General features: G+C 41.0%; 24 protein-coding genes. 5 read left to right on the top strand and 19 right to left on the bottom strand.

The genetic code is table 11. The features are described 5' to 3' along the window. Positions 1-96 precede the first annotated feature (96 nt). Positions 97-489, top strand: coding sequence for a helix-turn-helix transcriptional regulator (locus ABVJ71_RS13955; RefSeq protein ID WP_353856685.1), 393 nt, complete (start codon positions 97-99; stop codon positions 487-489). Positions 490-569: 80 nt separating this feature from the next. Continuing rightward, the gene (locus ABVJ71_RS13950) at positions 570-890 is read left to right on the top strand and encodes a helix-turn-helix domain-containing protein (RefSeq protein WP_353854552.1); all 321 of its coding nucleotides are present in this window, start codon (positions 570-572) and stop codon (positions 888-890) included. Between the two features lie 86 nt (positions 891-976). Here ABVJ71_RS13950 and ABVJ71_RS13945 read toward each other — a convergent pair whose 3' ends face one another. The 4 genes from ABVJ71_RS13945 to ABVJ71_RS13930 are packed head-to-tail and all read right to left on the bottom strand — an operon-like array spanning position 977 to position 4,432. Further along, complete coding sequence (locus ABVJ71_RS13945) at positions 977-1,666, bottom strand: ABC transporter permease (RefSeq protein WP_353854551.1); 690 nt, start codon at positions 1,664-1,666, stop codon at positions 977-979. Positions 1,667-1,687: 21 nt separating this feature from the next. After that, complete coding sequence (locus tag ABVJ71_RS13940) at positions 1,688-2,605, bottom strand: osmoprotectant ABC transporter substrate-binding protein (RefSeq protein WP_353854550.1); 918 nt, start codon at positions 2,603-2,605, stop codon at positions 1,688-1,690. A 13-nt stretch (positions 2,606-2,618) separates the two neighbouring features. Next, on the bottom strand, positions 2,619-3,272 hold the full coding sequence (locus tag ABVJ71_RS13935) for an ABC transporter permease (protein ID WP_353854549.1): 654 nt from the start codon (positions 3,270-3,272) through the stop codon (positions 2,619-2,621). Positions 3,273-3,286: 14 nt separating this feature from the next. Continuing rightward, positions 3,287-4,432: a betaine/proline/choline family ABC transporter ATP-binding protein gene (locus ABVJ71_RS13930; RefSeq protein WP_353854548.1), complete on the bottom strand. Its 1,146-nt coding sequence runs from the start codon at positions 4,430-4,432 to the stop codon at positions 3,287-3,289. A gap of 269 nt (positions 4,433-4,701) precedes the next feature. Here ABVJ71_RS13930 and ABVJ71_RS13925 point away from each other — a divergent pair, with 269 nt between their 5' ends. Further along, positions 4,702-5,238 (top strand): GbsR/MarR family transcriptional regulator, encoded by a 537-nt coding sequence (locus ABVJ71_RS13925; RefSeq protein WP_353856684.1) that lies wholly within the window; start codon positions 4,702-4,704, stop codon positions 5,236-5,238. Positions 5,239-5,287: 49 nt separating this feature from the next. Here ABVJ71_RS13925 and ABVJ71_RS13920 read toward each other — a convergent pair whose 3' ends face one another. Beyond that, positions 5,288-5,920: an NAAT family transporter gene (locus ABVJ71_RS13920; RefSeq protein ID WP_353854547.1), complete on the bottom strand. Its 633-nt coding sequence runs from the start codon at positions 5,918-5,920 to the stop codon at positions 5,288-5,290. Between the two features lie 262 nt (positions 5,921-6,182). Between ABVJ71_RS13920 and ABVJ71_RS13915 the strand changes: the two genes are divergently transcribed. Continuing rightward, on the top strand, positions 6,183-6,596 hold the full coding sequence (locus ABVJ71_RS13915; protein ID WP_353856683.1) for a GNAT family N-acetyltransferase: 414 nt from the start codon (positions 6,183-6,185) through the stop codon (positions 6,594-6,596). A 32-nt stretch (positions 6,597-6,628) separates the two neighbouring features. Here the strand turns inward: ABVJ71_RS13915 and ABVJ71_RS13910 are convergent, their stop codons facing one another. The 13 genes from ABVJ71_RS13910 to ABVJ71_RS13850 all read right to left on the bottom strand — a co-directional run bounded on the left by ABVJ71_RS13910 (position 6,629) and on the right by ABVJ71_RS13850 (position 20,154). Then, positions 6,629-6,904, bottom strand: coding sequence for a hypothetical protein (locus ABVJ71_RS13910; RefSeq protein ID WP_353854546.1), 276 nt, complete (start codon positions 6,902-6,904; stop codon positions 6,629-6,631). After that, a complete protein-coding gene (locus ABVJ71_RS13905; protein WP_353854545.1) occupies positions 6,905-7,270 on the bottom strand; it encodes a hypothetical protein in 366 nt (121 codons plus the stop codon). Then, the gene (locus ABVJ71_RS13900) at positions 7,267-8,664 is read right to left on the bottom strand and encodes a hypothetical protein (protein WP_353854544.1); all 1,398 of its coding nucleotides are present in this window, start codon (positions 8,662-8,664) and stop codon (positions 7,267-7,269) included. The genes ABVJ71_RS13905 and ABVJ71_RS13900 overlap by 4 nt, the downstream gene beginning before the upstream one ends. Next, the gene (locus tag ABVJ71_RS13895; RefSeq protein WP_353854543.1) at positions 8,636-9,403 is read right to left on the bottom strand and encodes an ABC transporter ATP-binding protein; all 768 of its coding nucleotides are present in this window, start codon (positions 9,401-9,403) and stop codon (positions 8,636-8,638) included. Before ABVJ71_RS13895 ends, ABVJ71_RS13900 begins: the two co-directional genes overlap by 29 nt. 72 nt (positions 9,404-9,475) lie before the next feature. After that, positions 9,476-9,745: a hypothetical protein gene (locus ABVJ71_RS13890; RefSeq protein WP_353854542.1), complete on the bottom strand. Its 270-nt coding sequence runs from the start codon at positions 9,743-9,745 to the stop codon at positions 9,476-9,478. Positions 9,746-10,021: 276 nt separating this feature from the next. Next, positions 10,022-11,314, bottom strand: coding sequence for a phosphopyruvate hydratase (eno, locus tag ABVJ71_RS13885; RefSeq protein ID WP_353854541.1), 1,293 nt, complete (start codon positions 11,312-11,314; stop codon positions 10,022-10,024). A 29-nt stretch (positions 11,315-11,343) separates the two neighbouring features. Next, positions 11,344-12,879, bottom strand: a complete 1,536-nt coding sequence (gene gpmI / locus ABVJ71_RS13880; protein ID WP_353854540.1) for a 2,3-bisphosphoglycerate-independent phosphoglycerate mutase — start codon at positions 12,877-12,879, stop codon at positions 11,344-11,346. Continuing rightward, positions 12,872-13,633 (bottom strand): triose-phosphate isomerase, encoded by a 762-nt coding sequence (tpiA, locus tag ABVJ71_RS13875; protein WP_353854539.1) that lies wholly within the window; start codon positions 13,631-13,633, stop codon positions 12,872-12,874. The genes gpmI and tpiA overlap by 8 nt, the downstream gene beginning before the upstream one ends. A gap of 30 nt (positions 13,634-13,663) precedes the next feature. Beyond that, positions 13,664-14,848, bottom strand: coding sequence for a phosphoglycerate kinase (locus ABVJ71_RS13870; RefSeq protein WP_353854538.1), 1,185 nt, complete (start codon positions 14,846-14,848; stop codon positions 13,664-13,666). 213 nt (positions 14,849-15,061) lie between these two features. Continuing rightward, positions 15,062-16,069, bottom strand: a complete 1,008-nt coding sequence (gene gap / locus ABVJ71_RS13865) for a type I glyceraldehyde-3-phosphate dehydrogenase (RefSeq protein ID WP_353854537.1) — start codon at positions 16,067-16,069, stop codon at positions 15,062-15,064. A 33-nt stretch (positions 16,070-16,102) separates the two neighbouring features. Then, entirely contained in the window at positions 16,103-17,140 is a 1,038-nt protein-coding gene (locus tag ABVJ71_RS13860; protein ID WP_353854536.1) for a sugar-binding transcriptional regulator, read from the bottom strand. 290 nt (positions 17,141-17,430) lie between these two features. Beyond that, a complete protein-coding gene (locus ABVJ71_RS13855) occupies positions 17,431-18,873 on the bottom strand; it encodes an amino acid permease (RefSeq protein WP_353854535.1) in 1,443 nt (480 codons plus the stop codon). Positions 18,874-18,942: 69 nt separating this feature from the next. After that, the gene (locus ABVJ71_RS13850; protein ID WP_353856682.1) at positions 18,943-20,154 is read right to left on the bottom strand and encodes an ornithine--oxo-acid transaminase; all 1,212 of its coding nucleotides are present in this window, start codon (positions 20,152-20,154) and stop codon (positions 18,943-18,945) included. A gap of 178 nt (positions 20,155-20,332) precedes the next feature. On the opposite strand from ABVJ71_RS13850, the gene ABVJ71_RS13845 reads away from it, so the two are divergent. Then, positions 20,333-21,778 carry a sigma 54-interacting transcriptional regulator gene (locus ABVJ71_RS13845; RefSeq protein WP_353854534.1) on the top strand — a complete coding sequence of 482 codons (1,446 nt, stop codon included), beginning with the start codon at positions 20,333-20,335 and terminating at the stop codon, positions 21,776-21,778. 39 nt (positions 21,779-21,817) lie between these two features. Here the strand turns inward: ABVJ71_RS13845 and ABVJ71_RS13840 are convergent, their stop codons facing one another. Continuing rightward, positions 21,818-22,540: a FadR/GntR family transcriptional regulator gene (locus tag ABVJ71_RS13840; RefSeq protein WP_353854533.1), complete on the bottom strand. Its 723-nt coding sequence runs from the start codon at positions 22,538-22,540 to the stop codon at positions 21,818-21,820. Positions 22,541-22,581: the final 41 nt, after the last annotated feature.

The following is a 22,581-nucleotide window of genomic DNA, read 5'->3' as shown; positions in this document are numbered from 1 at the left end:
ACTAATGTCAATATTTTCATGACCTATTTGTTGCCAATAGTCAACAAATCAGTTAAAATAGAATTAACTAATTTAGCCATGTGAGGTTTTGAGTTGATGAACTTCGGTGCATATTTAAGAGCATTACGTGAGGAAAAGAAACTATCAGTGAATCAATTAGCGATGTATTCAGAGGTCAGTGCCGCTGGCATTTCTCGTATTGAAAACGGGAAGCGAGGTATTCCGAAGCCTACTACCATTAAGAAACTAGCAGGTGCTTTAAAGGTACCATATGAAGAAATGATGCAAGCTGCAGGTTATATCGAGGAATCTACTCCTGCTCATCTGGTGAAAGAGGAGCCTGCGGCTTTGTCGAAAATGAAGGAAGCTGCAGAGCAATATGAGCTTGGACATCTCGAATTATTTGATGGAGACATATGGTCAACTCTTTCTAAAAAAGAAATCGAGGATTTGAACCGCTATCTGTTATTTATGTTAAACAGCCGCTGATGTTTTCATAGTTGACAAGCCTTACGCACTAATGATTCACAAAATTACGGTATAATGGGTTCAGATTGGAGTGAAGAAAGATGAATCAATCTGACATGTGCCCACGATTTGAAAAAGCAGTCGAGTTATTGAGTAAACGCTGGGTTGCACTGATTGTATTTCAGCTTCTCTCAGGTCAGCAGCGCTTTAGTGAAATTGAGGCCGCTCTGACGAATTTAAGCGGAAGAGTATTATCTGAGAGGTTAAAAGAGCTGGAAGCAGCAGGCATTGTGAAACGGGAGGTTTTTGCTGAAACACCTGTACGTATTGAATATTCTTTAACTGATATGGGTCGTTCGCTTGCTCCTGTTTTTGAGGAAATTTCAAAGTGGTCATCTAAATGGATGACACTTGAATCATAGATCTCTCGTGATTCTAGCCGCCGCATCTTCATAAAACAAACTCCCTTACCGCCTGTAAGGGAGTCTTCGTCTATTCACTTGCCGCATTAAGCAGAGGTGATGTTTTCTTCTGATAAGGCTTTGCTTTCTTTTTTCTTGTTTGTTGGGCTTAAATAGCGTTCAAGCCAGCCCATGACAAGGTCTGCAATAATGGCCATGAGCGCAGTTGGAATAGCACCTGCTAAAATGATGGCTGTACCGTTTGTAGCGTTTGCTCCTCTGATGATGATATCACCAAGTCCGCCAGCACCGACAAATGTTCCAATTGCTGTAATGCCGATTGCGATGACAAGTGCGGTTCTTAAACCAGCCATAATAACCGACAAAGCAAGCGGTAGTTCAACCATTCTCAACACTTGCCATTTTGTCATGCCCATTGCCTTTCCTGATTCTAAATAGGCGTGCTCAATACTGACAATGCCTGTATAGGTGTTTCGGATGATTGGCAAAAGCGAATACAGAAATAATGATAAAATCACTGTATTTGCCCCTAATCCTAATACAAGCATCAACACAGAAAGCATTGCTAAGGCTGGGATGGTTTGAATGACATTTGTAATGGCGAAAATCCAATTACTCAGCTTGCGATAATGCGCCACGAATATACCAACTGGGATACCGATGATCGCTGCAAACAACACCCCATACGCAGACATGAGAAAATGCCGATAAAATTCTTCTAACACATATGAACCGTTTTGCTGATAATACGTCCATAACTGTTGCAGTGTGTCCATAAGCCCTGACACCTCCCATTCTTACTGAAAGTAGTTGTGTTTTTTCAAGAAATTCTTCGCAACGGTCGCTGGTTCCTGAAGTTCCCCATCGACTTGATAGTTGAGCTCTTGCATTTGTTCAGTATCAATTTTTCCAATCAATCTATTGATCACTTTGTCTAGTCCTGGGTTCTCTTTTAAAATCTTCTCTGGAACAACTGGTGATGCATCATATGGAGGGAAAAAGCGTTTATCGTCTTTTAGAATTTTTAAATCATAGGCTTTGATCCGTCCATCTGTTGAATAGGCAAGCACGATATCCATTTTCTCATTTTTCAATGCATCATAGACTAAACCAATTTGCATCGGAAACGTGCTCCCAAATTTGATGTCATATGTGTTCATAAATCCTTCATAGCCGTCGCCTTTCTTCTTGAGCCAAATATTATCGACACCGAAACGGTAATTCTTCTCATTCTTTTTCAAGTCAGAGACCGTTTCTAAATGGTTTTCCTTTGCCATCTTTTGCGTCACGGCAAAGGCATACGTATTATCAAATCCATAGGAATCAAACCATTTGTAATCGTAGCGTGTTTTGAATTCCTTTTGCACAATATCCATCGCACGCTTCGGGTCCTTCTCGGCATCCATTCCCAGCGTACTTGTCAAATCCGTACCTGTATACCTTGTGGCAGAAATGTCGATATCCCCATTTTCCATCGCCTTCTGCTGTACAGTGTTGGATCCTAAGTTTTTCACGATCGTTGTCTTTTTACCTGTGTAATGTTCAATAATATCCCCAACCATATAGGCCATGATTTCTGATTCAGTAAAGTTTTGTGCTCCAATTCGTAGCGTGTTGCCTGAGGAGCCGGCTAGTCCAGGAAGTGAACAGCCACTTATGAATAACAAGCATCCGGCAATCAGTGCACTGATCCATTTTAATTGTCGATTCTTCATGTTCGCCAACTCCTTATGAAACTTCCTTCAATCCTTTTAAACCTTTTGGTGTTACCTTCTTCTCAAGCTTCATCAATGTCAAATCAATCATTACTGCTAAAATGGTAACTGGAACGGCACCAGCAATAATGTATTCAGGCTGATAAAGCTGGAGTCCAATGAGAATATAGTCGCCAAGACCGCCTCCGCCAATAAAAGCGGCAAGTGTTGTCCAGCCGATTAAATAAATCGTCGAAATCCGTACACCCGCCATAATGATTGGCACAGCAAGCGGCAGTTCAACGAGACGAATTTGTTCCCATGTCGTCATACCGATCCCTTTACCAGATTCAAGTAAGTTCTTGTTTACACCTTGAACGCCGGCATACGTATTCCTCAAAATGGGCAAAACCGAATAAAAGAATAGTGCAACGATTGCAGGAATTTTTCCAACCCCCAAAATCGCAATGAAAAATGCAAGAATCGCTAAACTAGGGAGAGTTTGAAAGATATTCACAACACCAATGACAAAACCTGCCCCTTTTTTCATACGTGTGAGGAGTACGCCTAAAGGAACCGCTACGACAATGCCTAACGCAACGGCAATTAAAGAAATATATAAATGCTCCCACATTTTTGTCAGTAGTTCTCCGCCATTTTTCTCAAGAAAGTCGATGATTTGATTCATGTGTACACCTCCCCTTAGTTCACTTCATTGACAGCCGGTGTATCTTCTCCCCAAATGGAGTCGTACACAACATCAACAAGACTTGCACGTGTCACAATCCCTTTTAAATGCCCTTGTTCATCCACAACCGGTACATATTTAATGCCGCGTATTAAGATCTTTCGAACTGTATCTCTTAGAAGTGCACCTTCTTGTACAGAATAAAACTCTGTGTTTAAAATATCGCCGACAAAGGCTGCTTTCCTGCGGTTTGCATCAATCGTTTCAATATCAATATATCCTTTCAACACATGATCTTCATCCACAACGAGCAAAGAATCCACGCGCTTTTCCCTCATGATGAAAATGGCATCAGTCAGCGTTTTTTCCACTGTAATGGTGACTGGAGACGTATTCATCATTTGTTCCACACGTTCCATGTTTGGATTTGATTGGAGAAGACGTTCTTTCCCAATGAACTCTTCTACAAATTCATTCACAGGGTTGCGCAAAATATCATCTGGCGTGCCTACTTGGACAATCTCTCCATCTTTCAAGATCACAATCCTGTCTGCCAGCTTGATCGCTTCGTCCATGTCATGTGTGACAAATACAATGGTTTTGTTTAACGTTTTTTGTAGTTTCTTAAATTCTTCTTGCAATGAATCTCTTGTAATAGGATCAAGTGCACCAAATGGTTCATCCATGAGGATAAGAGGGGGTTCTGCTGCAAGTGCTCGAAGAACACCAATTCGTTGTTGCTGTCCTCCACTGAGTTCATGAGGGTAACGCTCTAAATATTCTGGCCCCATGTTGACTAGCTTGAGCAGTTCTCTTGCCCGTTCTTTTCGTTTCTCTTCGGGCCATTTTAGTAACTTCGGAACAAGTGAAATGTTTTGTGCAATGGTCATATGGGGGAAAAGTCCAATTTGCTGAATAACATAGCCGATTTCTCTTCTTAATTGGACCGGATCTTTCTTCATAATGTTTTCTCCCTCAATCAAAATGTTCCCTGAGGATGGCTCAATGAGCCGGTTAATCATCTTCATTGTTGTGGTCTTACCACAGCCACTCGGTCCAATAAAACAAATAAATTCTCCTTTTGCTATTTCTAAATCAATATGTTTGACAGCTTTTTTTCCGCCTTTATACGTCTTAGATACATTCTCTAGTTTCAGCAAATGAGACACCTCCAATTAGTCATGTATATATTTTCAGAAAATTTACACCTTATTTATTATAGTGCAAACTTTATAAAATAAAAAGTTTATGATATGTTTGTATTGCATAACATTTATTTAAAATTTTTAGTTAATAGCTTGAAATGTAGGTATCTCTCCTATTTCCTCCAAATTACTACCAAATACTCAATATTTATTGTTTTCATCATCAAACAAGTATATGATATATTGTGTTACAAATTGTCATTCGTGAAGGGATGAAGACAAGAGTGGACAAGCAAGCGTTAGGTGCCATTCAAAAAGCACAAGATCATTATATTGAAAAAGCCGCCGAGAACATGAATGCCTTTGGTCTTTCTGCTACAGTGGGTAGAGTGCTTGGCATCATTCACATGAACCGCAAACCAATGACGCTTGGTGAGCTATCAGAGGCGACGGGCATGAGCAAAACAAGAATGAGTCAAGTGGTTCGAGAAATGCTCGATTTAAATATTGCCGAAAAGGTTTATGAAAAAGGAATACGTAAGGATATGTATGATGTTGAACAAGATCATTACCAGACGTTTATTTCATTGTTTTCAGCCAATTGGTCACGTGTTGTCAGCAAAAATCGCAAAGCACATAAAAAAATGCGCAAGGAATTACTGGAGCTGCTGGAACAGGACGACTTAACGAAAGAAACAGAGGATAAAATCAATGTACTTCTTTTAGAAATCAAGGAAAGTCTTGATTATTATGAATGGATTAGCCGATTAATTGAATTCTTTGAAAGTGAAGAAGTCTTCAAGCATGTCCCAAAACCTTAAAAAAGCTGTTTATTTTACATAATGTAAAAAAACAGCTTTTTATACATCATTATGATATGAACATTGGGAACATGCCTTTTAAGCCTGCACCGATCATCTCTACTGCTACCACTGCAAGAATCAAACCCATCAAGCGTGTAATCACATTCATCTCTGTTTTTCCCAATTTTTCCATGATGTGACTTGAATAATGAAATGCATAATAGGTCATAGCAAGAACGATGACAATCCCAATGAGAATTGCAAACATATGAAGCGCTACCTTGCTTCCTGGTGTTAAACTCATCACAGTGGCGATCGTTCCTGGACCGGCAATGATGGGGATTGCAAGAGGGGTAACGGAGATATCTGCCTTTTCTTTACTTTCTTCATTTTCATCCGAATGAAGGTTTTGTACATGTGACTCTTTTGCATTCAACAAATTGTAAGCGATACCAAAAATAAAAATACCTCCAGCTATGCGAAGTGCATGAATATCAATCCCAAATAACTTGAAGATCAACCTGCCAGCCAGAAGAAAAGCAAACAAAATGATAAAAGACACAACAATGGCTTTTTTTGCCGTCTGGGAGCGCTCTTTATCTGTATAGCCTTCTGTCAACGTAATGAAAAGAGGAACGTTTCCAATCGGGTTCGACACAGCAAACAATGAGACAACAACATGAATCATAAAGGAAATCAACAGGCACCCTCCTTTTTTCCATAGTGTCTGCTAATATGACCTGAATATTCCCTTCACATGTGAAGTCTCGAAGAACATATCCGATATGAATAGAGGTTTGATAAAAGGAGGAATAGATTTTGAAAAAACACTCACCATCATCCCCATCACAGTGGGGCAGGATTCATATGATTGGGGTGTAAAACAAGGATATAATAAAGAAAAGAGAGGATGTAATGAATTTGTGAAAATTGAACCGCTATCTCGTCATATCGTTGTGCCAATGGATCTCTTGCTATTCGCTGACCCTTCTCAAGAAAGGGTGTTTGCATACGTACAGTCAGGTTCTTGTTATGTCGCTATTCATGAACAAGATATTATTGGTGTCTACGTCCTTTCACCCACTTCAAAGGATATCGTCGAAATCATGAATATCGCTGTAAAGGAGGCTTGGCAAGGAAGAGGGATCGGGAAACAGCTCGTCAATCATGCCATTTCTGAAGCCAAAAAGGCCGGTGCACAGTTTATTGAAATCGGCACAGGCAACTCTAGTATTGCTCAGCTTGCACTTTATCAAAAGTGCGGTTTTCGTATGACGTCCATCAAGCGAGACTTCTTTCTTAAACATTATGATGAACCGATATATGAAAACGGAATACGCTGCCTCGATATGATACGGCTTTCGCTATCACTTTAAACAGACTGATGCACTTGTGTCTGCTTTTTCTTTCATCTACGCTTTACCAAATGAATCACATACTGAATCAAGAAATAGAGAAGCACGCCAGCCATAAAGCAGATCAAACATCCAAATAGCGTCGCTTCTGAACTAAATTGATCATTCTCAATCTTCATGATATAAAAAGGCATTCCAAATAAAGATGGACTTGATTCAACATGATTCACCTCCAATAGAAGCAATAATACCGGTGTCATAAACACAGCGAAAACATATAGCATCGCTAAAGTTAAACCACTAGAAAAAGAATGAAATACTCTGATCATCTACTTCTCTCCTTTCATCTCATTTAAACTGTCAGTTATATTTCTCCCATCTGGAAGTGCTGGATGTAGCATCACGGTGTTCAGTAAAGAAAAGAACAACAATAGATGACAAAACGAATGCTTCCAAATAGAAAAAAGCACGCTGGAGCAGATAACGGGCAGCACCGGACCGGCAAGCGCCACAAAAAAATTAAAGCTCGGTCGGGCAAATTTCTCATGTACAATTGACACGTGTTTCCAATCGACCGACACGAAATAATCGAAAAGCGGTCTTTTTTCGACTTTGTTAAACACCATCACCATCAGTATATGACCCAGTTCATGAATGAGCACAACTGCTACCAAACTGATAAGAAGGTCCTTCATCTTAGAACAGGCCTCTTTAACAAAACAGCATACATACAACTGATCAAAGCGAACGAACCAAAGACATACGCGAATACAAGCAAGTGAATTTTCGCTGAAAGCCACTCTAGTAAAAGCATATCAATGAAGCTGAACACAGCAATCATTGTAAGGATCACAAACACTTTATTAAACTCGTTAATGTTCACAACAAATCCAATACATGCAGCCATGACAGTGATCAATAAAATGGACAAACTCGACAGTCCATGTCCCTCACTTTCAATGCCTATCAACAAATAAACAAGCCCAATATAGACAAAGTATGTCAGCAGATTGATTCCGTAATAAAAGAAGATCCTTGCCAATAAATAAGCGCCCTTTGAAGCATTTAACATAAAAATTGCTTGACGATTCATATGATACTCCCTGCCAATCATCAGAGGAAGCATAATGAATATTTCCTTTAGTGCAAACTGAATGATAAAGGCGTATAGCCACCCAGCTTCTGTTGGGGTAAAAACAAATTGTAATGCAAACGTGAAAAAAACGAGGAACAAAAATAGAATGCCTTGTTCTTTAAAGACAGCAGATCGGCAAAAATAAGCAAACTCTTGCCGAAGATGAGACAAAAATGCGGAATCTGTTCTGATTTTCCGATATGAACATTGTTTCACCTCTACTTTTAGCTGTAAAAACGTTCGATTCACATAGCTGTCTGACAGACCATGCAGCCATAACCAGCCCGAGCAAAAAGTGAGCAAAAGAAACATGAGATAGACGAAAGGCAGCGTTGGGATCAGCTCGATTGCTTTTTGAAAGAGGACAATCAGCAAAGCAATCAATCCAACAAATCCGATCGTATGCAGCAGCAAATGTTCTTTTGTTTTCGATATCAAGCGACTCATGCCAACCCGAATGGTCATCCATGAAGCAAGCGTATACATACTCAATATACAGCAAGTTACACTTACTACAGTGAGCCAATACATTGAAAACGGTACCTCACTAATGATCAGCCCTAATAAAATCGGTAAAAAAAGCAGACCAAGAATGATGAAACAAAACAGAATCGGAAAAAAATAAACACAAACAACAAATGACATACTACGAATCGCACTGTTCAAAAAAAAGAATTGATATTCCTTACGCTTCATTTTATTGCGGGAAAAAACAATCCCTACACTCAATAATAAAAGCGTCATTTTCACAAACTGGAAATATAAAGCACTTGGGTCAATTTCCCCTGTTTGCATGAAAAAACGCAAACTCATGACCACATACATTGAATACATCAGCAATAAACCAATGGCTGCTGCGAGAAGCTGTAAAGGATATTTCCTTCCGATTTGCTTTAGTTTCGTTGTCAGCATGCCCCACTCTATTTTATGAAGAACGCGTAGTGTCCAAATCATTGAGCAACCTCTCCACCTGCATATAGTAGTCTCGATTCACTTCTTTATATATATCTTCAAGCGACTGATGAGGAAACGTCTCACTCGTTTCTTGACGGGTCATATCCAGCATCAATTCGCCATTCCTTAAAATCATAAGTTGATCAAAAAGCGTCTCCCCGAAGCTCAAATGATGTGTCGAAATGAGAATGCCTGCACCTTGATCTCGTAATTTCATGAGCACCTTTTTTAATATAATCATCATATCTGGATCAAGTCCGTTCGTTGGCTCGTCGAACACATAATAATCACATGGTCTGAGGAGCTGTGAGATGATTTGTGTTTTCTTTTGATTGCCATGAGATAATTGTGCAATTGGCTGGTCCATATAGGCGCTAAGCTCAAAAAGATCGACGAACATTTCCTCTCGTTTTACTCCTTGATCACTCGGCATCTGGAGTAAATGAAAGTATTCTCTCGGTGTTAAATAATCGAACAAGGCGTGATCGTCAGGAATATAGGAAACATGCTCTTTAAAAGAAGCAATATGAGCCGATGATTGGAAGTTCATACGTTCTCCATCCAATAAGACGTGCCCCACAAACGGCGTCAGCCCAAACATCGTTTGGATGATCGTCGTCTTCCCTGCACCATTATGACCTAAAAGAAGGGTAATGCGCCCTTTCTCCACATCCAATTGAATGTCATTGAGCGTGAAGGTACGGCTATATGTTTTTTGTGTTAATTGTAATGTCAGCATCGTATCCTCCATTTGTTTCAGTCATAACAAATGACCAAACCTCACAGTATGGTCATCTGTTACATTCACTTGTTAGTAACCACATTTGATTTTAATGTACATGCCTAAAAACTTGAATTCACCTAAAAATTTAGCGCCTTTTCCAAACGTTTTACATGCCCAAATCAGTGTTGCAACAGACACGATTCCCAAAATGGCCACTAGGATATAAATCCAAAATGAGTTTTTCTGTACATTCTTAGAAGATAGAATGCGCTCTTTCCTTTCATTATAGTTCGCCAATAGTTGGAGTACATACATATACACGCCTACTGGAAAACGAAGACTAAAAGGATTCACCATCTCATCACCCCCTAATTTATGTAAAACGATACCATCTTTATACAGTTAACAGAAGTTTATTTATGATCATATTTTTAGAAATGTTTTCATGATTTATTTCTTATAAAATTGGCGTGTATTCGGCTTCTCATCTGACAGAAGCATTAGATTTGACAAAAAAAGGATATAGCAAACGAAGCAAAACCGAAATATTCTCATGTCAGCTAGATCAATCGTATAGAAATAAAAAAACACTGCGACCCACTCTATAAAAGAGCTAGTCCCAGTGTCATAGCATTACTTATTCAAGTTGTAGAAAGTCTCAATGCCGTGGTATTGTGCTGTTTCAGCCAATTGATCTTCAATGCGAAGTAATTGGTTGTATTTCGCCACACGGTCCGTACGAGACGGAGCACCTGTTTTGATTTGTCCAGCGTTTGTTGCAACGGCGATGTCCGCAATTGTGCTGTCTTCTGTTTCACCAGAGCGGTGAGAGATCACTGCTGTGTATCCTGCACGTTTTGCCATTTCGATTGCATCAAACGTTTCAGTTAATGTACCGATTTGGTTTACTTTGATGAGGATTGAGTTACCGACACCATTTTGAATACCTTCAGATAGTTTCTTCGTGTTTGTAACGAATAAGTCGTCTCCTACTAACTGAATTTTGCTGCCAAGTCGCTCAGTTAATAGTTTGTGACCTTCCCAGTCATTTTCATCAAGACCATCTTCAATAGAGATGATTGGGTATTTCGATACCAATTCTTCATACCAATCAACCATTTCAGCAGATGTTTTTACAACACCTTCGCCTGATAAATGATATTTACCATCTTCTTTGTTATAGAATTCAGAAGATGCAGCATCCATTGCAAGTTTCACTTCTTCACCTGGTTTGAAGCCAGCTTTTTCGATCGCTTCTACAATGGTTTGAAGAGCCTCTTCGTTTGAACCAAGGTTTGGAGCAAATCCACCTTCGTCACCTACAGCTGTGTTTAAACCTTTAGCACTTAATACAGACTTTAGACTATGGAAGATTTGTGCGCCCATGCGAAGTGCTTCACGGAAGTTCGGAGCACCTACAGGCATAATCATAAATTCTTGAATGTCTACGTTATTATCCGCATGCTCCCCACCATTTACGATGTTCATCATTGGAACTGGAAGCGTTTTGGAATTGAATCCACCAAGGTATTGGTAAAGTGGAATTTGTAAGAAATCAGCAGCCGCACGTGCAACAGCGATGGATACGCCAAGGATAGCGTTTGCGCCTAATTTCCCTTTGTTTTCTGTTCCATCAAGCTCGATTAACAATTTGTCGATCGCCACTTGTTCTGTTACATCAAAGCCTAAAAGCTCTGGTGCGATGATTTCATTTACATTATTTACAGCGGTTAGAACACCTTTTCCAAGGTAACGGTCTTTGTCTCCGTCACGTAGTTCTACTGCTTCATATTCACCAGTAGAGGCACCACTTGGAACTAATGCACGACCAAAGCCGCCAGATTCTGTGTATACTTCTACTTCAACTGTTGGGTTCCCGCGAGAGTCTAATACTTCGCGTGCATATACGTCAACAATGTATGGCATGTTTATTTCTCTCCTTTTGAATCAATTTGTTATTTTTGAATCAATGATGTTCCTGTCATTTCTTTTGGCTTTTCAAGACCGAGTAAGTCTAAAAGTGTTGGAGACAGATCTGCTAAAATGCCGCCCTCTCTTAGAGTCACGCCTTTTTTCGTCACGATCACTGGGACAGGGTTTGTTGTATGTGCAGTATGCGGCTTCCCTTCTTCGGTAATCAGCACGTCTGCGTTACCATGGTCTGCCGTAATGATGGCATGTCCACCTTTCGCTAGGATAGCGTCGACTACTTCTCCTAAGCACTCATCCACTGCTTCAATTGCTTTAATCGTTGGTTCAAGCATACCTGAATGACCAACCATATCTGGGTTAGCAAAGTTCAAAATGATCACATCATGCTTATCGGCATTGATGTCTTTAACAAGTGCATCCTTCACTTCGTATGCGCTCATTTCCGGCTTTAAGTCATAGGTGGCTACCTTAGGTGAATTGATCAGGATGCGATCTTCTCCAGGAAATGCTTCTTCACGTCCCCCGCTCATAAAGAAAGTGACATGAGGATATTTCTCTGTTTCAGCAATACGCAATTGTTTCAATCCATTTTGAGAAATGACTTCTCCAACTGTGTTATCCAAGTTCACTGGTTTGAAAGCTACATAGCCATTGACCGTTTCACTAAAGTGTGTAAAGCAGACGAAGTGTAAATGCTTCGGATGTGCTTCTCCGCGGTCAAATGAGCGGAAATCTTCATTTGTAAAAGTGTTTGAAATTTGGATCGCACGGTCTGGTCTGAAATTATAGAAAATCACAGAGTCTCCATCGTTTACTTTCGCAACAGGCTCACCATTTTCTCTTGTAATGACAGATGGTATCACAAATTCATCATAGATTCCATTCTCATACGAGTCATCAATGACATCATAGATGTTTTGATAACTTGGACCTTCACCATACGCCATCGCACGATACGCTTTTTCCACACGATCCCAGCGTTTGTCACGGTCCATTGAGTAGTAGCGCCCAGAAAGTGTAGCGACTTCACCGACACCAATTTCCTTGATTTGTTCTTCAAGTTGCTTTAAGTATTTTTTCGCAGTCTTCTGACCAACATCACGTCCGTCCAAGAAACCATGAATGTATACTTTTGTTAAGCCCTCTTTTTTCGCTAGTTTCAACAATGCAAATAGATGCTGGATATGGCTGTGTACACCACCATCTGACAAAAGACCAAACAAATGAAGGGCTTTGTCATTTTGCTTGGCATCATTCATTGCGTCTAGGAACGTTTCATTTTTCTCAAATTCCCCATCACGGATAGCCACATTCACTCTTGTTAAGCTTTGATACACAATGCGCCCTGCGCCAATGTTCAAATGTCCAACTTCAGAGTTACCCATTTGACCTTCTGGCAGGCCGACTGCCTCACCTGATGCCGTTAAGGTTTGATGCGGGAATTCATTCCAGTAGCGGTCAAAATTCGGTTTTTTTGCTTGCGCAACAGCGTTACCTACGGTTTCGTTTCTTAAACCGAATCCATCTAAGATGATTAATGCAACTGGTTTTTTACTCATATTGACCTTCCTCCAATAACTGAACGAAAGACTGAGGTTCTAGGCTTGCGCCACCAACCAAAGCACCGTCAATATCGGATTGTGCCATATATTCTTTAATATTCGACGGCTTCACACTTCCGCCATATTGAATGCGAAGGCTGTTTGCCGCTTCTTGACCAAATTCGCTTGCGACGGTTTGGCGAATGTGCGCACAAACATCATTTGCATCTTTCGCTGTAGAAGATTTACCTGTACCGATAGCCCAGATTGGTTCATATGCAATAACGGATGTAGCCACTTGCTGCTCAGTTAAACCAGCTAGTGCTTTTTTCACTTGGTCAGCAACAAGCTCATTCGTTTTACCCGCTTCTCGTTCTTCAAGCGTTTCACCTACACAAATAATAGGAACGATACCATGCTTGAATGCTGCATGTGCTTTTTTGTTCACTGTTTCATCTGTTTCAGCGAAGTATTCGCGGCGCTCTGAATGTCCAATGACAGAATAGCCGATGCCAAGATCTTTTAGAGCAGCAGGGCTGATTTCACCAGTGAACGCACCGTTTTCTTCAAAGTGCATATTTTGTGCACCAATTTTTAGATTTGTTCCGTTTGAAAGGCTGTTTAGCTTTTCAAGGAAAAGCGCTGGTGCACAGACAATAGATTCCACTTTGTCAGGAGATGGAATAGATGACTTCACTTCTTCAACGAAGCTCACAGCTTCGCCAAGCGTTTTGTTCATTTTCCAGTTCCCAGCTATAATTGGTTTTCTCATGATTGACACTTCCTTATAGCAGTTTTGGTCTTATTTATCGTTTAATGCAGTAACACCTGGAAGTTCTTTGCCTTCCATGAACTCAAGTGAAGCACCGCCGCCTGTTGAAATATGGTCCATTTTATCGGCAAGACCAAATTTTTCAACTGCTGCTGCTGAGTCTCCACCGCCAATGACAGAATATGTATCTTTCGCTTCTGCCAGTGCTTCTGCGATTGCTTTCGTTCCTTCGGCAAATGCATCAATTTCAAATACACCCATCGGCCCGTTCCAGACAACAAGTTTGCTCTTTTTAATGACATCTGCATACATGTCTCTTGTCTCTGTTCCAATATCAAGTGCTTCTAAATCACTTGGGATTTCAGAGATTGGCACAATGCTTGTATTTGCATCATTTGAAAAATCGTCGGCTACCAGAACATCTTTCGGAATGAGAAAGTTCACGCCTTTTTCTTTTGCGCGGTCCATAAAGGATTTCGCAAGATCTACTTTGTCTTCTTCTAATAAAGATTTCCCAACTTCGTAGCCGAGTGCTTTGACAAATGTATAAGCAAGTCCGCCGCCGATGATGAGGTTGTCCACTTTATCAAGAAGACTTTCGATCACACCGATTTTATCCTTTACTTTTGCGCCGCCGATAATGGCTGTAAATGGACGATCAGGGGTAGAAATAGCTTTTCCTAAAACCTCAAGCTCTTTTTGCATGAGAAAGCCCGCAACAGCCGGAAGATATGCTGCAATACCAGCTGTCGATGCATGTGCACGGTGTGCAGCACCAAAAGCATCATTGACATACACATCCGCTAAATCAGCAAACGCTTTTGATAATTCAGGATCGTTCTTTTCTTCACCAGGATAGAAACGAACATTTTCAAGTACTAACACGTCTCCTTCTTTTAAGTCAGAGATCTGCTTTTTTACTTCGTCGCCATATGCTTCATCTGCTTTTTTCACTTCTTGTCCAAGAAGTTCTTGCAGACGTTTTGCAACAGGTGTCAGACGAAGCTCTTCAGTTACTTGACCCTTCGGACGACCCAAATGACTAGCTAGTAGTACTTTTGCGCCTTGTCCTGTTAAATACTTAATTGTTGGTAATGCAGCGCGGATTCGAGTATCATCCGTAACTTCTCCGTCCTTCATTGGCACGTTAAAGTCTACGCGGCAGAAAACAACTTTACCTTTTACGTCAATGTCTTTTACTGATTTCTTATTCATGCTCGTCAGGAGATCCTCCTTTATTCTGGTTTCCTTACACTTTGGACTAATCTCTTTTTATCCTTTTCCCATTTCGCCCTCATCAAAACGAGAAATCGTGCAGAACAGATCAAAACAGAGAAAAAGGGAAAGGGATGCTTCCCCTTCCCTTGTCCGTCTTCATTATATCGTGTCTCCAGGAAAGAACCAAGTGAGTTCCTTCAGTCCGAGAAATTAAAGTCCTTGTTTTGCAATGTAAGCTGCAAGATCCACTACGCGGTGAGAATATCCACTCTCATTGTCATACCAAGAGATCACTTTCACCATGCTGCCTTCCATCACCATTGTAGAAAGAGCATCAATTGTAGAAGAGTTCGCATTACCATTGTAGTCACTAGACACTAATGGCTCTTCACTGTATCCAAGGATTCCTTTAAGTTCTCCTTCAGCCGCTTCTTTCAGTGCTGCATTGACGTCTTCAACTGTTACATCTTGGTTTAATTCAGCAACAAGGTCAACTAAAGAAACGTTAGGTGTTGGTACACGCATTGCGCCACCGTTTAATTTGCCTTTTAATTCAGGCAATACAAGTGAAACTGCTTTTGCAGCACCTGTAGATGTTGGGATGATGTTTTCCGCCGCTGCACGAGCACGACGATAGTCTTTATGCGGAAGGTCAAGAATCTGTTGGTCATTTGTGTATGAGTGAACAGTTGTCATCATACCGCGTTTGATACCAAATTTATCGTTAAGTACTTTTGCAAATGGAGCGAGACAGTTTGTCGTACAAGACGCATTAGAGATGACATCGTGTCTAGCTGCATCGTATTTGTCTTCGTTTACACCCATAACGATTGTGATATCTTCTTCGTTAGCAGGTGCAGAGATGATGACTTTTTTAGCGCCAGCTTCTAAGTGTTTTGCAGCGTCTGCACGTTTTGTGAAGAATCCAGTAGATTCAACAACGATTTCTACGCCTTGTTTACCCCAGCTTAATTTTGCAGGGTCGCGTTCAGCTGATACTTCAATTGTTTTGCCGTTCACTACTAAGTTTGTACCGTCTACAGAAACCTCTGCATCTAGTTTTCCGTGAACAGAGTCATATTGTAAAAGGTGTGCTAGCATGTTAGCGTCTGTTAGGTCGTTAACTGCTACTACCTCAACTTCAGGATTGTTTAATGCTGCACGAAATACGTTACGTCCAATACGTCCAAATCCGTTAATACCGACTTTTACTGCCATGATGTTTCCTCCTTTTATAAGTAACAAAAATTTTTATATTGAGGGATCAATTGACTCCCTTAATAACTCTTTTGCGGCTCCTTCATCTGTAACAAGAACCGTTCGGCGGGGTTTCTTGAAATAAGCTTCAATGGCTCCTGCCTTTGATGATCCACCTGCAACGGCAATGATGTGTGGAATGCTTTCTAAGTCATCTAACTGCATGCCAACGGAGTGAACTTTGTGTACAACCTCACCATCACGATTAAAGTAATAGCCAAAGGCTTCTGTCACTGCATCATGCTCATCAATCTTTTTTAAATCTTCAACTGGTGTGTTACGTCTCATCGCCATTGTTTTTGCTTCACCGATCCCATGAATCAGCATCGTAGATGATTTAATCGTTTGAAGCACTTCTTTGACTGACGGCTCTTCAATAATAGAAGAGTAAGCACCTTCTGATAGCTGTCCTGGAACAAATAGTAGCTTGTAAGTACCGGAAGCTTTTTCTGCCATGTGGGCACAAATGGTGTTTGCCTGATTTTTTACATTCTCTCCAAGACCACCTCGTGCAGGGACAAACATCATGTCACGGTTTTTAGCATCAGGGGTCATCATCTCGGCAACGGCTTCCATCGTCGTCCCGCCAGTGACGGCGACGATATTATTTCCAGTAAACCTTTTTTTCATACATTGCACAGCGGCTCTTCCCATTTCTTGCTTCACCCACGGGGATTCGTCACTGTCGCCAGAAACGATGATCACTTCTTCTAGGCCTAACTTTCTCATTAGTGCATTTTCCAAAAAGGTTAAACCTAAAACGTCTTTCATCATTTCTTCTAGCATTTCTAGCAAAGCATGACCTTCACTTGTCAGCATCATACCGCTTGTTTTGACATCTAATAGGTTTTGTTCTTTTAAGAATTGAACTTCTGCTCTTAAGATGCGCTCACTGATACCAAGACTCGTTGCAAGACTTCTGCGCCCAATTGGTTCAGCTAACCTGATGTACTGCAAAATGTCATAGCGTTTTTGCATAACAGCAAGAAGATCTGGCAATAATTTTTTTTGAGCTTCCAATAAATGATTCATGGCTAACGACCCTTTCTTTTCACATTGGACAAAAAACGTCCCACTGTGACAAAAAACGTCCCGCCACAGCCAAAAAAAATCAATCCCTGCTTTCTTTCATCATTTTAACAGGAACATCTTGTATTTTCAACTCTTACAAACACATCTAAACAAAAAACAGACACATTTTCACCGTCTGCTTACTTGTCTTCAAGGTTCTGGCGATGTGTTTCATTTTCAAAAAATATTTTTCTTTTATATAAGATCATGAAAACGCATTGAAAAAGTGCAGGCTGAATGAATCAGCCTGCTCATATTTTAGAGATGATGTCTTGTTCTTCAGCCAGTTGCTTCGGTTTGATTTTGACATAATAAATGATGTAGCAAACTGCCATGAACGGAATCCCGCAATACAGACCGATTCGCTGATCCTCAATAAAAAATAAACTGATAAGAACAATCCCAAAGGAGATAAAGCCTGTCAATGGAACAAATGGATACAGCGGTGTACGGAAGACGAGATTCTTCACATCTCCTCCTTCTTTTATGAATCGTCTTCTAAAGAAATACTGGGACAGACAGATGGACATCCACACGACCACAAGGACCATTCCTGAAATGGAAATAAGCCACACATAAACAGTTTTTGGCGCCACTACACTTGTGAGCAGTGATAGAGCTGAAACACCCATTGTCACCAATAGGGCATTGATGGGAATTTTACGCTTGGACAATTTTTTCGTAAAGGCAGGGCCTTTTCCATCTTTAGAAAGCGCCCAAAGCATTCGAGATGATGCATATAAACCAGAGTTCGCTACAGATAAGACGGCTGTGATGATAATGAAATTCATGATATCTGCGGCATAAGGTATACCCACTTTGTCTAACACCACCACAAACGGACTATCAATTGATCCTGCTGTCTGCCAAGGGAGAAGTGCGGCGAGAACCGCAATTGATAAGACGAAAAAGAGCATCGTTCTCCAAACAATATTCCGAATGGATCTTGGCAGTGTTTTCTCTGGGCTTTCGCTCTCCCCTGCTGCGATTCCTACTAGTTCTGTTCCCTGAAAAGAGAAGTTAACAGTCACCATAGTTAATAAAATAGCAAAAACTCCGTTAGGAAAAAGACCGCCATGATCTGTCAAATGATGAAATAGAGGAGCGGGTTCTCCGCCTTTCAAATGAATCATTCCAAAAATTGCGCCAATTCCAACAATAATGAACAATAAGATGGCGCCAACTTTGATGGCTGAAAACCAAAACTCCGTTTCAGCAAAGCTCCTCACTGATACCGCATTGATGGCAAATAAAATCACACTAAACGCAAGACACCAAAACCAAACAGGAATATCAGGAAACCACCTTTGTAGTAAAATACCCGCTGAAGTAAACTCTAATCCAATCGTACATGCCCAGCTAAACCAATAGAGCCATCCAATCATAAAGCCTGTAGACGGTCCAATATACTTGGTAGCATACTCTTGAAATGAACCTGGTGTTGGCATTGCGACCGCTAGTTCACCGAGACAGAGCATCACCAAATACATCAAAAGGCCGCCAATGATATAAGAAAGAATTGCTCCTCCTGGTCCTGCCTGATGAATAATCAATCCTGATCCAAGAAAAAGACCTGTTCCTATGACACCGCCTAATGCAATCATAAATAGATGTCTGCTTTTCATGGAACGCTCAAGTTCACTATGCTGTTCTGGCTTCAATCCATTTCCCCACTTTCCGTCTTCTATTCTCATCGTTAATCATTCTTTGACAAAATTCGCCATGTCCTTTAAGAAAAAGGGAGAATAACAGGTCATCTCCCTTTACAAAGCCTCTGCTTGAAACAATGCTTCAATTTTGCCAAGCGCCCAATCTAATTCTTTTTTTGAAATGGTAAGCGGCGGTGCAAAACGAATCACTGTACCATGTGTTTCTTTACATAACAGTCCTGCTTGTTTGAGCTTTTCACAATATGGTCTAGCGGCTTCTGTCAGCTCCATTCCAATAAACAATCCACGTCCGCGTACTTCCTTTATCACAGGACTTTGAAGATGTGACAGTTTGTCTTGAAAATATTGACCAAGCTCAAATGACCGCTCTGCAAGCTTCTCCTCTATTATGACATCCAGTGCAGCAATCGACACCGCACAGGCAAGCGGGTTCCCTCCAAATGTAGAACCGTGAGACCCAGGATTAAACACGCCTAAAATATCGCGATTTGCCACCACACATGAGATAGGGAATACACCGCCGCCTAATGCCTTTCCGAGAATCAGCATATCTGGCTCTATCTCTTCCCAGTCACACGCAAACATTCTCCCTGTTCGCGCTAACCCCACTTGGATTTCATCAGCAATAAATAAGACATGCTGCTCCTCACATAGAGCCTTCGCTTCTTTCAAAAAACCTTCTGGCGGCATCACGATCCCCGCTTCACCCTGTATTGGCTCAATGAGAAAAGCTGCTGTATTCGGAGTAATGGCTTCACGCAATGCGTCAATATCTCCATAAGGAACAAGCTTAATCCCTGGAAGCATTGGACCGAAGCCTCTTTGATATTCTGCTTCAGAAGAAAGTGAAACGGCTGTCATCGTACGCCCATGAAAGTTCCCCACACAAGCGATGATTTCAGCACAATTCTCTTCGATTCCCTTGATGTCATAACCCCAGCGTCTTGCTGCCTTGACAGCTGTTTCAACAGCTTCTGCTCCTGTATTCATTGGCAGTGCCATTTCTTTGTTCGTAAGCTGACAAATTTTTTCATACCATGGACCGAGCTGATCATTATGGAAAGCTCTCGATGTGAGTGTCACTCGATCTGCTTGTTTTTTTAATGCATCTATGATTTTCGGGTGGCGATGCCCTTGGTTCACAGCAGAATATGCACTAAGCATATCCATATATCGATTCCCTTCAGGATCAATGACCCAAACACCCTCTGCCTCTGAAATCACAATTGGCAATGGATGATAGTTAGTAGCACCATATTGTTCTGTTTGTTGAATCAACTTATTTGTTTGTGTCATATGTTTTATCCTCCTTCTACAAAGTCTTCACTCATATGTTATGCAAGGATTGTGCCAACTTTTTCATCGCTTCATGGCAAGATGTAAATTGCCACCCACATGCAAAATTATTTTGCATGTGCCAATTTTTTATAGCAAACCGCAAAATTTTTCATGTACAATAAACGTATGGTTTGGAGGTGAACCCATGGCTAAAGAAAATCAGTTAGCAAAGCTGGAAAATGAAATTGATCTGTATAAAAAAATGCTCGATTTAATTGATGTCGGTGTCCATGCCATTGACGAGAACGGCAATACCATTGTTTATAATAAAAAAATGATGGAAATTGAATCATTAAAGCGCTCTGATGTTCTCCATAAGAATGTATTAGATTTCTTCGTTTTTCAAGACGAGACGCACAGCACGCTTGTACAAGCACTTCGAACAGGCAAACAAACCGTCCACGCAAAACAGACGTATCATAATTACAACGGAAAAGAAATCACGACCATCAATCATACATATCCGCTTGTTCGAGATGGTCTCATCCAAGGAGCGGTCGAAATCTCTAATGATGTAACAAAATTAGAACGGCTCATTCAACACAATATGAAGAAAAAAGGCAATACACGCTTTACATTTGATTCAATTATTGGGGAAAATCCTGCGTTTCAAGAAGTCATTGAACATGCAAAACGAGCCACTCGCACCTCTTCCTATGTGCTGATTGTTGGTGAAACAGGAACGGGGAAAGAATTATTTGCCCAAAGCATTCATAATGGCAGTAGCCGCTCCTCTGGACCATTTATTACCCAAAATTGTGCCGCACTGCCTGATAACTTGATTGAAAGCCTCTTATTCGGTACCCAAAGGGGTGCTTTTACTGGTGCCACTGATCAGCCAGGTCTATTCGAACAGGCACAGGGAGGTACACTGCTTTTAGATGAAATCAATTCATTAAACCCTGTTCTTCAAGCGAAACTATTACGTGTGTTGCAGGAAAAAAGTGTGAGGCGACTAGGTAGCACAAACGAAGTGACCATTGATGTCAGGGTCATTGCTAATATGAATGAAGACCCTGTGGATGCGATCGCAGGCGGACGATTGAGAAAGGATTTATTTTATCGATTAGGGGTCGTTACCTTATTTATCCCGCCACTTTCTGAACGAAAAGAAGACATTCCAACGTTTGTCAGGCATTTTATTCAAAAGTATAATGAGCTGTTTCAAATGAATGTGAAGGCGGCTGACGACGAGGTACTCGCTCTTTTTCAAACTTATCATTGGCCAGGCAATGTAAGAGAGCTGGAGCATGTGATCGAAGCTGGGATGAATATGATGATGGACGAAGCATACTTAAGTTTGCATCACCTCCCATATCACTTTCGATGCAAGCAGGGGGAAAATCGTTCTGTCGCCCACATAACAGCGAATCCTCCGCTTCAAACAGCGGCTGCAGACACCTTTGTTTATACAAGCTCGGAACATACGGCTGACTTTCAAACCCAAATGGAGCGATTTGAAAAACAGTACATCGTCCATTACTTAGAGAAAATGAACGACAATATTTCACAGACTGCAAGGATATTGGGCATGAGCAGGCAAAGTCTGCAATATCGAATGAAAAAATTAAATATTACTCGTCAAAAATAGAGCTGTGCCCTTTTACGGTACAGCTTATTGTGTATCTTGTTACCCTATCGGCTCTTGCAGAACATCACTCAGCAGTCTTTCTACATTTTCCAAATGTGTCATCATCGCTTTTTCAGCTTCATCTGGCTGCTTGGCAATGACAGCTTGGTATATTTTTTCGTGATCTTTGTAAAGCTGCCGAATCGAGACTTGCTGCGAAAACAACACAACTTTTCTCGTTTCTCGCATTGCTTCAACTAAGAGTGTCGAGACCTGATTCATTAATGCTTTTAGCAGATCATTCTGAGAGGCTCTAGCTAAGGCATGATGAAAAGCGAGATCAGCCTTCTCACCAATTTCTTGTTGCACTTCTGCCTGTTTCATTTGTTCAAGCGCCTCACGCAAGCGATCAAGATCATCATCAGTCCGAAGTAAGGCCGCCTTTTTGACGACACCCGTTTCAATCATTGACCTGACTTCAAGAAGCTGCGCCACATCTTTTTGCTTCATAAGAAACGCTGGAGATACACAAAATGTGAGTTGATCAGGATCGAACCGCTTCACATAAGTGCCTTCCCCTTGTTTCATCTCGATTAATCCGATCGCTTTCAGCGCGGATAACGCTTCTCTTACTGCGGAACGACTGACTCGAAAGCTTTCAGAGAGCGCTTGAACCGAATCTAATTTTTCTCCTGGAAGAAGATCACCTGTACGAATGGACTCTGCGATTGCATCCGCAATTTCTTCATATATTTTCTTCGTTTTTATTTGTTTATATTTCAATTGGTTACACCTCATCACTGTTGTCTATCATTTTTGGCTCA

Source organism: Bacillus sp. Bos-x628 (assembly GCF_040500475.1).
GTDB lineage: Bacteria > Bacillota > Bacilli > Bacillales > Bacillaceae > Bacillus > Bacillus maqinnsis.
Note: the sequence above shows the minus strand (reverse complement) of the source record. Positions and strands in the feature narration are given on the sequence as shown.